At 61.0% G+C, this 12,241-nt stretch carries 12 protein-coding genes and 2 tRNA genes; 8 read left to right on the forward strand and 6 right to left on the reverse strand.

What is annotated here, in order from left to right:
- Position 1: 1 nt before the first annotated feature.
- Positions 2-1,150 (reverse strand): hypothetical protein, encoded by a 1,149-nt coding sequence (locus SPYCW_RS08645; protein ID WP_145985961.1) that lies wholly within the window; start codon positions 1,148-1,150, stop codon positions 2-4.
- 108 nt (positions 1,151-1,258) lie between these two features.
- On the opposite strand from SPYCW_RS08645, the gene SPYCW_RS18815 reads away from it, so the two are divergent.
- The 5 genes from SPYCW_RS18815 to SPYCW_RS08670 all read left to right on the forward strand — a co-directional run bounded on the left by SPYCW_RS18815 (position 1,259) and on the right by SPYCW_RS08670 (position 7,637).
- Positions 1,259-1,615 (forward strand): hypothetical protein, encoded by a 357-nt coding sequence (locus tag SPYCW_RS18815; protein ID WP_145985962.1) that lies wholly within the window; start codon positions 1,259-1,261, stop codon positions 1,613-1,615.
- An 11-nt stretch (positions 1,616-1,626) separates the two neighbouring features.
- Complete coding sequence (locus SPYCW_RS08655; protein ID WP_120216451.1) at positions 1,627-2,445, forward strand: hypothetical protein; 819 nt, start codon at positions 1,627-1,629, stop codon at positions 2,443-2,445.
- Between the two features lie 350 nt (positions 2,446-2,795).
- Entirely contained in the window at positions 2,796-4,763 is a 1,968-nt protein-coding gene (locus tag SPYCW_RS08660; protein WP_120216452.1) for a hypothetical protein, read from the forward strand.
- Between the two features lie 23 nt (positions 4,764-4,786).
- Entirely contained in the window at positions 4,787-5,824 is a 1,038-nt protein-coding gene (locus SPYCW_RS08665; RefSeq protein ID WP_120216453.1) for an ATP-binding protein, read from the forward strand.
- 1 nt (position 5,825) lies between these two features.
- Entirely contained in the window at positions 5,826-7,637 is a 1,812-nt protein-coding gene (locus tag SPYCW_RS08670) for a hypothetical protein (RefSeq protein WP_145985963.1), read from the forward strand.
- A gap of 98 nt (positions 7,638-7,735) precedes the next feature.
- Here the strand turns inward: SPYCW_RS08670 and SPYCW_RS08675 are convergent.
- A tRNA-Thr gene (locus SPYCW_RS08675) sits at positions 7,736-7,810 on the reverse strand.
- A gap of 106 nt (positions 7,811-7,916) precedes the next feature.
- Between SPYCW_RS08675 and SPYCW_RS08680 the strand changes: the two genes are divergently transcribed.
- Positions 7,917-8,105 carry a hypothetical protein gene (locus SPYCW_RS08680; RefSeq protein ID WP_120216455.1) on the forward strand — a complete coding sequence of 63 codons (189 nt, stop codon included), beginning with the start codon at positions 7,917-7,919 and terminating at the stop codon, positions 8,103-8,105.
- Between the two features lie 34 nt (positions 8,106-8,139).
- A protein-coding gene (locus SPYCW_RS08685) for an IS630 family transposase (protein WP_120216151.1) occupies positions 8,140-9,083 on the forward strand; the annotation gives its coding sequence in 2 pieces (ribosomal slippage) (positions 8,140-8,475 and positions 8,478-9,083; 942 coding nt in all).
- 12 nt (positions 9,084-9,095) lie between these two features.
- On the opposite strand, the gene SPYCW_RS08690 is transcribed toward SPYCW_RS08685, so the two are convergent.
- The 3 genes from SPYCW_RS08690 to SPYCW_RS08700 form a co-directional block, all read right to left on the reverse strand.
- On the reverse strand, positions 9,096-9,410 hold the full coding sequence (locus SPYCW_RS08690) for a DUF1905 domain-containing protein (RefSeq protein WP_120216456.1): 315 nt from the start codon (positions 9,408-9,410) through the stop codon (positions 9,096-9,098).
- Positions 9,410-9,736 carry a GIY-YIG nuclease family protein gene (locus SPYCW_RS08695; RefSeq protein WP_232014894.1) on the reverse strand — a complete coding sequence of 109 codons (327 nt, stop codon included), beginning with the start codon at positions 9,734-9,736 and terminating at the stop codon, positions 9,410-9,412. The genes SPYCW_RS08690 and SPYCW_RS08695 overlap by 1 nt, the downstream gene beginning before the upstream one ends.
- Before the next feature lie 133 nt (positions 9,737-9,869).
- Complete coding sequence (locus SPYCW_RS08700; RefSeq protein ID WP_120216457.1) at positions 9,870-10,886, reverse strand: peptidylprolyl isomerase; 1,017 nt, start codon at positions 10,884-10,886, stop codon at positions 9,870-9,872.
- Between the two features lie 73 nt (positions 10,887-10,959).
- Here SPYCW_RS08700 and SPYCW_RS08705 point away from each other — a divergent pair.
- Positions 10,960-11,050 (forward strand) — tRNA-Ser (locus SPYCW_RS08705).
- Positions 11,051-11,076: 26 nt separating this feature from the next.
- On the opposite strand, the gene SPYCW_RS08710 is transcribed toward SPYCW_RS08705, so the two are convergent.
- Positions 11,077-12,168 (reverse strand): flavin reductase, encoded by a 1,092-nt coding sequence (locus SPYCW_RS08710; RefSeq protein ID WP_120216458.1) that lies wholly within the window; start codon positions 12,166-12,168, stop codon positions 11,077-11,079.
- Between the last annotated feature and the right edge of the window lie 73 nt (positions 12,169-12,241).

Consider the following 12,241-nt stretch of genomic DNA (forward strand, 5'->3'; position numbering starts at 1 on the left):
CCTAGTTCGCCAATGCCTTCAAAAGATGTTCCAGCTCTGGTGGCGGAACACTTTCCCCGGCCGTATCAAGGCCCTCGAGCAGGCTAGAATTGTAATCCTCTACGGCGATCGCGATTCTGGCACGAGCTCGCTCCAAGTCGAGAACGGGCACACGCTCTGACGCCCATGGTGGGAGGGTGGTGGCGCCAACGCGCGCGGGCCAGATAGGCAGGACGCCTATGGCACGGCCGGCCAAGCGCTCTAGATACCTTCCCGCCTTCCGCTCAGCGGTCAGGTTCAGACCAACGCCGATTGACCTAGCCTCGGTGGCGATGGGATCGAACACGTCGTTTACCTCGGTGCCCGGAACCAACTGAACCCTAGCCAAGCGTTCTGCCCAAGCCACCTTTGAGAAACTGGGATCGCCAATCCTGCGGGCAGCGTCGCTAGCGGCATCGGCATAGCCGCGCCGGACAGCCTCTGCCCGGCCTGGCGCGGCACCTAAAATCAGCTGCGACGCTGAGTCGGCAATTACAAATACGATCCACGGTGCGCCATCTTCCCGCAAAATTCCGCACGCCGCTTGGTCAAAAAGCAGCTCGTTTCCAACCTCAAGCCGACGTCGCCGATCTCGACGGGCACGCTCCACCACGCTGCGCAAAGTGTTGTGACCGGGAATTTGATCATCGGGCAGACCGCGCGCGCGCGCGATGTCAGCTAGACGCAAGGCGAGTGATCGCACTGATGCCTTCTCGTCTCGGACGATATCGGCCACGGCCGATTGCAAAACGGCGTTGACCTCGGGTGCAAACTGGCTTTTGCGACCGCGTTCGGGTTGTGCGCCGACACCCAGTGCACCGAGCGATTGCTTTTCACGCCAACGTGCATTCATCTGGTAGAACCGAACGAGCGTAACGCCGGCGTCGGCGGCCGCCGAGCGGGCTGGGACGCCCCCCTCCCCGTCATCATACCGAACCAGCGCATCGGCGCGCTGCAGCGCGCGCGCGCGCTGGGCCGCGTCCATCAGCGACCACATCGCTATCTCGCGCTTGGGCAGCGGGTCGCCAAACAGCTCTTCCAACCGCTTTGGTGGCATCGACCTATTTATCGTTCCTCGCGAGCGGCCGCCCCCGCTCCCTTGCTTAACTTCAACGTCGATCGGCTTCGTCATGCCGACCATTAACCAGAAATGAGATGATCCGGCAAGTCTCCAAACAGTCGTTATTGACATTGCCCATTGGCCACCCTAAATCCGTATAGCAACTGTTTGGAGATTTTGATGATTGATTCTACGTCCTCGCGCGCCGCCCAGATCCGCCGTGACACATGGCAACGTCGCCATGACCGCAGCAGAATCGGAAACGGTAGCTATTCCCTGATGGCGTCCAAGCCGCCGGCAATGCTCCCAGAAACGTTCGTCACGCGGGCGTGCGATCTCATTTGCATGGAAGCTATCCGCGACAACGCGAAAATTTCCAAGTTGGACACCTCCACCATCAAGATGGTCTTCACCGGCAAAACCCCCGTGACCGAAAGCTGGTCCATAACAATCGGCCAGCCGTCGCCTGAAGGCGGCGCGCGCGCCGCCACCACTCCCGCCTCGATCAGCCGGCGCACAGCCCGCTTCGACAAGTAGCGCCACGGCAAATGAATACGATCGCGCAATCACGGACTGACGGATTTTATCAACCGTCGCCGACCCTTGTCGAAGGCCAAGCGCTCAGACTTGTTCATTCCGACAGTGTCGAAGCGGAGGGCGTCCGCTTCGCCGCGATCATGCACGTTGCTTCCGACGGCGGTCCTATTCGGACAATCGTAGGAGGGGGGCACGCGCACTTCATTGGTGAGGAGCCATCGCAGAAGACAGGGCTCTCCAATCCCTACGAGGGCCCAGCCGAGCATGCCCTAATCGTTGATAGCGAGATCCGCGCTGCGGTGCTCGACTTCCGCACACAAGCCTTCCGCCTGCGCCTCCTCGCGGGCGGCGCGATACGTGAATGGATCTGCGATCATCTCCGTTTCTTGCGCATCGATGGTGTCGATGTCGTTGAGGCCATCGAATGTAAGCCGAACCTGTCTTTTCTCGACGCCGAGGCGCGCATCGTCCAGCGTGCCGTTCGCACTGTGCTGGAAGGCATGGGCTGGCGGCACCGCATCCTCTATCTGCGCGACATTATCGGTGGGGGGGAGCGCCAGCTGAACTTCGGCGAGATTTTCGCGCGCAGAACGAAGCACGTGCCAAATGACGCACTCGATCGCTTTGAGCGTATGTGCGCCAGCACGCCGGTTGCAACCTTTCGTGATCTCAGGCTCGCGCTCCATGACGACCGCTTAGAAGGGACCGCACTTGCGCAAGCCATGATTTGCGCCGGTCGCGTTGAGGTCAATCTCGATCGCTACCTTTTCGATCCTATGCCGGTGCGGCTCCTGCCCCCCGCAGACTTTCATTCGCCGATCCGGTTCTAATCGCGGTGAGCTGCGAACTCCCCTTTGCCGTTGGCTCCAAGATGTCCTTCCACGGGCGTGAGTGCAATTATCGCGGTCTAGCCGTCAACGGCAGGTGCCAGATCTCGGACGACAGCGGATGGATACTCGAGATACCTGACGAGAACGGCTTTCCTATTTGGCCATCACCTGAGGAAACGCTCAACCTCATGGCGGACAGACGGCTCGTTTTGCGCGCAGACCCCCTTTCCGACCCCACGCGATGCCGGGCCCGCCGTCAAGAGCCGACCCGATCGGAACTTGCGGACGCGAAGTGTAAAAGCAAAGGCAAGACCGATCAGTTGCGCGACCCATGGTATTATTTGCGAGAGATGACGCTCAAAACGTGGGATGATCCCGACGTCGAACGTTGTTCGCTCACTAAAGCTGGTGTTTCGGCCTGGTATGCCGATAATTTCGATATCGACGATCTGATCGCTCGTTTCGGTCGCCTGCCAAGCGAGACGACCTTTCGCAAGTGGATCCAGACGCGCGGCACTGAGAACGATCGTCGCCCTGCCGATTGCGCTTCCTACAAGAGCATCGGCGCCCGCCGCCGCAAGATTGATACCGTCGTCCTCCAGATCATAAAGGTCTGGGTCAATCGGTTCCACGCCAAGGACCGGCAATCGGTCCACGGTTTTTGGAAAAAGGCATCGAGAGACGTCGAACGCTACATCCGCGGTGAAAAGCTCGAAATATTGGACTTCGAGCGGGCGCTGGAAGTTCCTAAGAATCCGGACGACGTTAAGATGTGCTCGCGGCGCATCTTCGCGAAGGAGATTGAGCGCGCTCGTGGCGGTAAGGCCCTCAGCATTGCATTCGGAATGCGTGCTCGCAAGCAGCGCTATGGCGGTGGCGGCGTCGCGCAGGAGCCTGTGCGCTTTTTGCAATACGTTCAGGTGGACGACACACCGTGGCCCATGGTCTTCGTCATCGATGCGGTGCGCGGCGTTCCGGTCGGTATCCCGACAGTGACGATCGCGATCGATGTCTTCACCCGCGTCATTCTCGGGTGGGATATCACCTTCGAGCCGCCCAGCTATGCGAGTTACATGCGCACAATGCTTCACACGGCATTGCCAAAACGAGTGCCTAAGGAGTTGGTCTGCGCGCCTGAGATCGCAAGAGCGCTAATGGAAACGTGCGGACACGTGGTTGGCCACGTTGTAGTCGATAATGCCAAGCCCCTCACAGGTCGGTCGCCGCAGGATGCTGGCGGCGATGTCGGCTATGGCCTGCGCTGGGCCGGCGATCGGGAACCCACTCATAAAGGACATGTCGAGAGCTGCATCGGCAAGCTTCAAGAAATTATCAAAAACGAACTCCCTGCAGCAACCTGGGACATTCCGTTGATGCGGGAGTTCAACTACGACCCATCGACGCAGGCGATTGTCACGATCGAGCGGTTCCGCGAGATATTTGCCATTGTCGTTGCTCGCTATCATACCAGTAAGCATTCAGGTCTGCTCGACCGTTATCCCATCGATGTATGGATCGAACAGCGCGCCCAGCATGGGCTCGACATGGTCCGAGACGTCGACCACCTCCGCCGTGCTATTGGTCAACTCGTCTATGCCGAGTTCCGGGGCGAGGGTGCGATCATAGAAGGTCTGCGCTACGGTTCTGATGGCTCTGATGATCGATATCCGGTCACCAACGAAGATTTGTTATTCAATATTGGGATGGCGCGCGGCGTCGCAGCCGACACCAAGAAGCGCACCTTCCACAAGGTGAAGTTCAAATATGATCCAAACGACATGAGTATCGCTTGGGTGTTCGATGAACTTCGCGGTGAATATGTCGAGATTCCATGCGCTATGCGCCGGTATTCCGAAAACCTGCCACTCTGGTTGCACAGGCGTCTCAAGGACTACGCATCCGACAAAAGAATGAAGTTCGAGTCCGAACATGATATGCTTGAAGTCCACACTGCCTACAGCCAAGCGATGCGGCGCGTAATCCCTGACGCCTTCGTCGCCGAACGTCGCGCAGCAGCCCGCCTAGCCGACTCCTCGCAGGGTCGCGCATATCTCGGCGACGCCATAAAGCTGCTGCCCGTTGATAGTTCGCCCACCGGCATGGAAAATGTAATCGCACACGACACGCGCGTCGAAACGCGTGGCGATCCCAACCGCATCGCACCCCGCAGTTCCAATCGCAAGAACAGTAAGCGGCGGCGTGACCGGCGTGACGCTCCGAGCGTCACGAAGTCCGCCTCGGCCGAAATGGCACAGCAGGACATGGCGCAGACCGCCCGCCGCCTCGACATCGCGTCGGACACGGGAAGCTACATCTAACATCCCGAACGTGGAGTAAACGCATGCTGAAGCCAAAACCGACATCGAAAACTGACGCCGTTGGACCAACGCCCCGCGCAACGCCGCGGCGCCAAAAGCGCGAATCCACCATCTCCTCGCATCCGCCAGCAATGATTGCGCCGATCACTCCTGTCGCGCTGAAGCCATCCGATCTCGCGGATCACGTTGGTGAAGGTCTTGCATCCTTCGAGGGCATCGTCATGCCTACCCGAGCACAGCTCACCGCAGTTCGACAGATGCATTCCTTGCTCAAGATGGGTGAGAAGCAGCCAGAGGGACAGCAACGCCGGGCGTTTCGTTACCTTAACCAATCCGGCGCAGGAAAGAGCACCTGTGGGAAAATTCTGCAGGCTTTCGTGGAAGGCGAGCCGGGACATGATCCTGCGAACAAACCGGTGCTGCACGTTACCCTTTCAACCACAGGCACTCCTAAAAGCCTCGCGAGTTCGATCCTCTCCGCGATGGGAGATAATTACTCCACCCGGGGCGAGGCCGAACTGCTCCTCCGCCGAGTCCAGCAGGGCATCAAGGATTTCCAAGTCAAGTTGCTCATCATCGACGAGCTCAACCATTTCAGGCAGAAGAGCCTCGCCACCGACGCGGCCAACACCATCAAGAATATTCTCTCGCTCGGCTGGGTCCCGATAGTGCTGATGGGCACTAGCGACGCGCAGTCACTCTTCGCCAACAATCGCGAACTTAAGAACCGTTGTGCGCCGCAGGTCGTCCTTGCCCCCTACGGGGACAACCCCGACGATAAACTGCAATGGGCCGATCTCCTGCGGCGGATCGATAGCGAAATAGTCGCCCGCGGAATTCTGAGTCGTCACTCGGGTTTGTGCCAGCCCGAGATCGCCGAGAAACTTCGCCTCTGTAGCAACGGTCTCATTGGCGAGTTGCACAATATTCTGCTGGCCGCGCTCGAAACCACCCTGCTCGCTGGCGACGACTTTATCAGCCTCATAAGCCTGATCGACGCGGTCGACGCCTGGTGCATCGCCGATGGGACCATCGACCGCAACTTCCTCAGAGACGCTTAACATGGGACCGGTGCTTTGGGGCGTGCCCGCAATTCCCACCGAAGGGTTGATGAGCCTTGTTGCCCGCACGGTGGCCAGGAATATTTTGCCTTCGTCCCACGTCATCTTGAGCCAAGTCGGAGCACCACACGCACATAATCCGACCGCATCTCTTATCCATGATCTGGACGAGGCGGGGCTAGCGGAGATTCTTCGCCAGCCCGTTGCTGAGATACAACGGCGTAGACATCCACCTCGCACGGATGTGGGCTACGTTGACTTCTTCGGTTGCGCGGTTCGGTCAGACGAGATTTTGTTTCGACGCAGGCGCTTCGCCCCAACTGCCGTTGCACGATCCGCCCACGCACGTGCCCTATGGTCTCTTAAGATGATCCCGTGCTGCACCGAAACCTGGGAATATCTCGTGGACACTTGCGCGTGCGGAGCGGTGCAAAGGTGGCAGGCGGCCGATCGGCTCGACCGATGCGACCTATGCAATGCCGCACTTGCGGATACCCCAACCACAACAGTCGAAGCCGAACAGCGCGATGACATCTCATTTATCATCGGCCTAATCGACCCCGACGAATGCCGCCGTGCAGCTGCGCGCTCGAAGCTGCCGTCCACGCTGGCGACGTGGGACGGTGGGATGGTCTTCAATCTAGCCCTGATCGTCATGCCGCTGACGGCCGCTGGCTTCATCCCTTCTAGGAGGGCCGAACCCGCCATTGCAGATCTGAGACAATATACAGCATCGCTCGCGCAAGCTGCAAACATCGTGCGTCGCTGGCCGGAGGGGCTCATTGATGCGCTGGCCGATGCGGTTCAGCGCAGATCTATTTCCAAAAATAATGTTCGTCACAAGGGGGCAGGTCACTATCTTGCCGGCATCGACAGCGAGGTGCTACCACCCGTTGTCCGTTCTGCGATTACCGATGTAATGGCGTCAATCACTTCCACGGCGGATGGCGTGCCGTCGGATCAGATCGACATGCGCCAAGCCGCAACTCTAACGGGGCAACACGAGAATAAGCTCGCCCAAGCTCGTCGCAGCGGACATCTAATCACGCGGATATGCTTTCGCGCCAACCGCGTTTTCCCAACTCTTGATCGCGCCGAAATAGAGACTCTCGACGACTTCTTAGCCAACCGCCTAGGCCCAGAAAGATTCACGCATCTCCTTGGCCTCCCGCAATATGCGATGGCGCAACTGGTGGATGAGAATCTCGTCGTCAGTTGCACTCACCCCTATATTCTCGCTCATTATGGTCCGCTTCAGGCGCACAATGCCGAGCTCCTGTTGTTTCGTCGTGCGCTCATGCACGCCGCCAGCCCCACCGCATCCATTGCCGATCCTAGGCCGCTTCACCGAGTTGCGAGAGGGATGGGTGGCGGAGCGAAACCCTGGGGTGAAATTATGCGCGATCTACTTAGCGGAAAGATCCTCTACTCTTGCGAGGGCGAAACAATTGGTCAGATTTTTATTTCGTCAGATGACGCCGCGAGGCTGCAGACGCGGAACCTCGCCGCCATGTCGACCGGCGTAGGGTCTTGGTTCGTGTCTCAGCGTGATGCTGCCGAAATCTTAAATTTGCGGCTGAAACATGCGCATGTCCTCCCATCAATTGCTAAGCGGGGCGGCGGCGCGCATCGGATTTCATGGAGTTGGCTGCGCCGAATGGCACGGGACCGCATTACGCTAGGCGAACTTAGCGCGCGAAGCGGAATACATGGCACTCGACTGGAATGGATGCTCGAGCGCGACGGATGCCCACGCCATGACACGCTCGGCTGGATCCGCCGCAAGGCTCTGGCGACGATCGCCAAATACTAAAAACTGAAAAGCTGCCTAGGTGCTTGCGTGTTGCGCGAGCCTCGAAAAGTTCGCCAAAGTAGCAATCGCGAACGTCGTAAGTGCCAATGGCAGGAAAATGGTGCTGCTGGACAGGATTGAACTGTCGACCTCGTCATTACCAATGACGCGCTCTACCACTGAGCTACAGCAGCAACCGGGCGCCCGGCGAACCTCTGTTCGGTGGGCAGGCGCGGCCTATGGCGGGGCGTCCGGCGCCTGTCAAGGTGCGAGGGTTGACGATGGGGCAATTTCGGGGGCATGGCCGTGAAGGTGAACAAAGCACCCTCCCCCGCCGACATCGAACGCGAACGCCGTCTGGCCGAGGCGCTGCGCGACAACTTGCGCAAGCGCAAGGCGCAGGCGCGCGAAACGAAAGCGGACACCCAGGCTAGAGTCTTTCCGATGTTGAATGAATCGCGGGGGATTCCCAGGGGCTCAGAAGTGTGATTCAAGCTGGCCACTGGTGAGGAGGCCAGCATGGATGAGGCCATTATCGCAGGATTTGCGGGTTCGATTTTGCCGTGCTCTGGATCGGGGCATGTCGGCGCGGGCGGCGGCCCGGTTGCTGGAGGTGAGCCCGGCCACGGGGGTTCGCTGGGCACAGGCATGGCGGACGCGAGGTTCGGTTGAGCCGGGCAAGGTCGGCGGTCACATGCGGCCGTTGCTGGCGGGTGAGCGCGAGTGGCTGCTGGCTCGGATCGAACAGAAGAAGGATCTGACCCTGCACGAGTTGCTGGCCGAGCTGCGTGACGAGCGGGGAGTTACGGTGTGCTGCGACACGCTGTGGCGGTTCCTCAGGCGGTGCGGCAAGACGTTTAAAAAAAGACGCTCTTCGCCAAGGAGCAAGACCGGCCCGACGTCGTTCGCCGCCGTGCCCGCTGGCGCTGGGTCCAGCGCTGGGTAGACCCCAAGCGGATGGTCTTCATCGACGAGACCTGGGCGAAGACCAACATGACTCGCACCCATGGCTGGCATACCAAGGGTGAGGCGCTGATCGACAAGGTGCCGCACGGGCATTGGAAGACGCTGACCTTCATTGCCGGGCTGCGCCATGACGGCATCGTCGCTCCTTGCGTTATCGACGGCCCGATCAACGGCGAGAGCTTCACCGCCTGGGTCGAGCAGTTCCTGATCCCCGAGCTGGAGCCGGGCTGCATCGTCGTGGTCGACAACCTCGGCAGCCACAAAGGCAGCCAGGTGCGCAAACTGCTCAAGACGGCGGGCATCAGGCTGTTCTTCCTGCCGCCCTACTCGCCCGATCTGAACCCCATCGAGGAAATGTTCGCCAAGCTCAAACGCCTGCTCCGAAAGGCCAACGAGCGCACCGTCGAAACCACATGGCGGCGCATCGGAAAACTGCTCGATCACTTCCCGCCCAACGAGTGCGCCAACTACATCCGTGGAGCCGGATATGCCTCAATCTAAGCCAGAAAGACTCTAAAGACTGACCGTCACCCGCACCAAATCGCCCTCGGCCAATCCCTCCGCCTTGCGCACCGCGGCCTTGACGGGGAGCAGCCAGCCGCCGCTTTCCTTGTGCGGAAACACCGATGTCTGCCAGCTTGTGTCGCCGATCGTCACATCGACCCGCGCCGATCCGAATCCCTTGCGCCCATCCAGCCACTGGCCGCTGATCGCCGCGATCCGGATGCCATCGGCGGCATCGCCCGTGATGGTGACAAAGAACCACGCCGCGGGGGCGGTCGCGGACTGCCAGCGCCAGAGTGGGGTGGTGACAGTGAAACTTTCCATCACCGCAGCCCTGAGCCTGTCGAAGGGCGACTATCGGCCAGAGACCGGCATGTCGCCAACTCCGAGATTCGGTTCCAATCGCCAGCGATCAGCGCTCCCTTCTTGGCTCTGCTCCAACCTTTGATCTGACGCTCGGCCGCTTTCGCGTCGTCTCGCGTCTGAAAAGCGTCGCTCCAGACCGCCTCGACTGGCCGCCGCTTATAAGTGTACCCCGCAAAGAACCCGGACTGATGCTCGCCAATCCGTCGCGGCAGGTCATCGGTGCGGCCGGTGTAATAGGAACCGTCCGCGCAGCGCAGCAGATAGCAGTGGAACATCCAGTCCATCGCACAACCCTATGCTTTTGGACGACAAGCGTGCTTCGACAAGCTCAGCACTACGGTAACAAAATGAGTCCTCACGCTTCCAACACCGTAGCCCTGAGCCTGTCGAAGGGCGTCTATCGATCATGCACTAACGTCATTTCCCTTCGCCGACCGCGCGAACCGGCACCGGGATATTGCAGATGTCGGCCCCGCCCGCGGGCTTGATAAAAAACGGATCGCGGCGATTGGCGCGGGCGTCGGCATAGCGCGCGAAGCTGTCGCTCTCGGTCGACAGATATTCGAAGCGCGGCTGATCGGCCTCGGGCAGTTCGGTGGCGATCCGGACTGAGGCGATCGGCACGCGCTCAACTTCCGATTCATAAAAACCCAGCGCACCGGTGCCGCGTGGCAGGCTCGACAGATGCTCGATCCCGCTGATCACGCGACCGACGAGCGCTATATTCTGGTCGAGATGGCGCGGGGCGTGGCCGATGACGGTGTAGAGTTCGGCGCCCGTGCCCGTGTCGGGCGACAGGTTGCGGCCTACACCGACCATGCCGTAGCAATGAAGAGGCCAACGGCTATCTGGCACGGACGCATTGGAATAGCCGATCGGCCATCCGGATTCGAACATCACGGTCGGCGCATAGGCGTCAGCCATCGACGCGCCGTCAAAAATATCTACCGACCGTTCAAAGTGCTTCGCCCTCCGTTCCGCCTCGGCCCTCGATAGGCGGATCGCCGGCTTGCCATCCACGGTGCTAAGCCCGCTTGCTGGATCGGAAGTCACATATGCGCTCTCCGCCACCATCACCAACCCCTCCGGCAGCGGCTTCTTTTCAGTCGCATCGCCCCATTGCACGACATAATTGTCTTGCACCCGGTTGACGCTCGTGCCGTCCCACCAATGCGCTGCGGCGAGCTTGCGGATATTGCCGATCCATCCCTGGCTGAACGGCGCGGGCATCAACTGGATGACGACACGGCGCGGCTTGCCCTTGGTGTCGGGCGCCAAGTCCATCACCAACAGGTCGGAAGGCGCGATCGCGATCCAGTCGCCCGCGCGCGCCGCCGCCGCAATCTCTCCAGGCGACGGGATTGGGGCAGGCTCCTGCGCAGTGACCGGAAGGGCGAGCGAAGCGGCAGCGGCGGCCAGAAGCAGATGTTTCATGCCACCTGTGTGCCATGCTCAACCGACTTGCGAAAGCCCTGCCCAGCGACTAGGGCGCCCGTTCCAAGCATGCGGAGCGGTGGCCGAGTGGTCGAAGGCGCTCGCCTGGAAAGTGAGTATGGGTCAAAAGCCCATCGAGGGTTCGAATCCCTCCCGCTCCGCCACCGACTGTCCGGTCCGACCATCAACCTCAAGCGAAATGCAGGCGGCGGTATTTGCCGCGGAAATAGAGCAACGGATCGCGGTGCGGTTCGAACTGCGCGCGCACCACGCGGCCGACCAGGATGAAATGATCGCCCGCCTCGTGCAGCGATTCGCGCTGGCATTCGAATGACACCAGCGAGCTGCCGAGCAGCGGGACGCCGGTCTGCCCCGGCGCCCACGGCAGATTGGCAAAGCGATCCTCGCCGCGGGTGGCAAAGCGGTTCGATGCTGGCTGCTGGCCGATCTGGAGGACGTTGACCCCGAAATGTCCCGCCTCGCGCAACGCCGGCGCCGTACCTGCCGAATTGGCGATGCACACGAGCAAAAGCGGCGGGTCGAGCGATACCGAGGTGAAGCTGTTCGCGGTCAATCCGACCGGCGCCCCGTCCGCATCGAGCGCGGTGACGATCGTCACGCCGGTGGCAAAGCAGCCCATCGCATCGCGCAGCGTCCGCGGGTCCGATCCTGCCTGAAACTCGGTCGCCTCACGTGGCTGGCGGCGTTCGAGAAAATCGAGCAACTGGCCGAGCAGCGCCTCGGTCCGGTCGGTGCCCAGCGCCAGGTCGCTATCGTCGATATCGGCCCGTTCGCCGATCGGCAGCGCGGCTTGGAACGCGTCGTCCCCGGCGCCCCTCGGCACCGCGGCAAAGCCGCCGCGCACCGTCAGTGTCGGCAGCGCCTGCCGCGCCGCGATACCGCTGGCGACCGCATCGGCATCGTCGGGCATATCGACGAGCACCAGCCCGCCCGCGAGCAAAATGCCGTCGGTTGCCAGCGCGCGCGTCGCGATCCAGCCGCCATGCCGCGCGGCAACCACCACCGGACGCGACCCCATTTGCGCGAGGACCAGCCGCAAATCTTCGACATGGGCGGCGAGCTGGTCGACGCCGCCGGGCGCGCGCAGGTCGAGATTGACCACCCGGCGCCCCGACAGCACCAGGCCTTCGGCGACCGCACGCCACGCGCTGCGCGGCTGCCCGATGTCGGGGATCAGCAGAACCGCAGGGTCGTTGTCGTCGCCCAGCACATCGGCAGACAGCGGGACGCCGCCAAAACCCTTATATTCGATGAGGCTCAAACATCCCCCCTGGCGCACCGGCGGGTGAAAACGCCGTGGGCAACAAAATGATCAGATTGCGAAGAATCGGATC

The organism is Sphingopyxis sp. EG6 (assembly GCF_003609815.1).
In the GTDB taxonomy this organism is placed as follows: Bacteria; Pseudomonadota; Alphaproteobacteria; order Sphingomonadales; family Sphingomonadaceae; genus Sphingopyxis.

What these genes read in the sequence shown, in the direction of transcription:
- SPYCW_RS08645 (WP_145985961.1), bottom strand. Translation starts at nt 1,150, where the DNA reads ATGACGAAGCCGATCGACGTTGAAGTTAAGCAAGGGAGCGGGGGCGGC.
- SPYCW_RS18815 (WP_145985962.1), top strand. Translation starts at nt 1,259, where the DNA reads ATGATTGATTCTACGTCCTCGCGCGCCGCCCAGATCCGCCGTGACACA.
- SPYCW_RS08655 (WP_120216451.1), top strand. Translation starts at nt 1,627, where the DNA reads ATGAATACGATCGCGCAATCACGGACTGACGGATTTTATCAACCGTCG.
- SPYCW_RS08660 (WP_120216452.1), top strand. Translation starts at nt 2,796, where the DNA reads ATGACGCTCAAAACGTGGGATGATCCCGACGTCGAACGTTGTTCGCTC.
- SPYCW_RS08665 (WP_120216453.1), top strand. Translation starts at nt 4,787, where the DNA reads ATGCTGAAGCCAAAACCGACATCGAAAACTGACGCCGTTGGACCAACG.
- SPYCW_RS08670 (WP_145985963.1), top strand. Translation starts at nt 5,826, where the DNA reads ATGGGACCGGTGCTTTGGGGCGTGCCCGCAATTCCCACCGAAGGGTTG.
- SPYCW_RS08680 (WP_120216455.1), top strand. Translation starts at nt 7,917, where the DNA reads ATGGCCGTGAAGGTGAACAAAGCACCCTCCCCCGCCGACATCGAACGC.
- SPYCW_RS08690 (WP_120216456.1), bottom strand. Translation starts at nt 9,410, where the DNA reads ATGGAAAGTTTCACTGTCACCACCCCACTCTGGCGCTGGCAGTCCGCG.
- SPYCW_RS08695 (WP_232014894.1), bottom strand. Translation starts at nt 9,736, where the DNA reads ATGGACTGGATGTTCCACTGCTATCTGCTGCGCTGCGCGGACGGTTCC.
- SPYCW_RS08700 (WP_120216457.1), bottom strand. Translation starts at nt 10,886, where the DNA reads ATGAAACATCTGCTTCTGGCCGCCGCTGCCGCTTCGCTCGCCCTTCCG.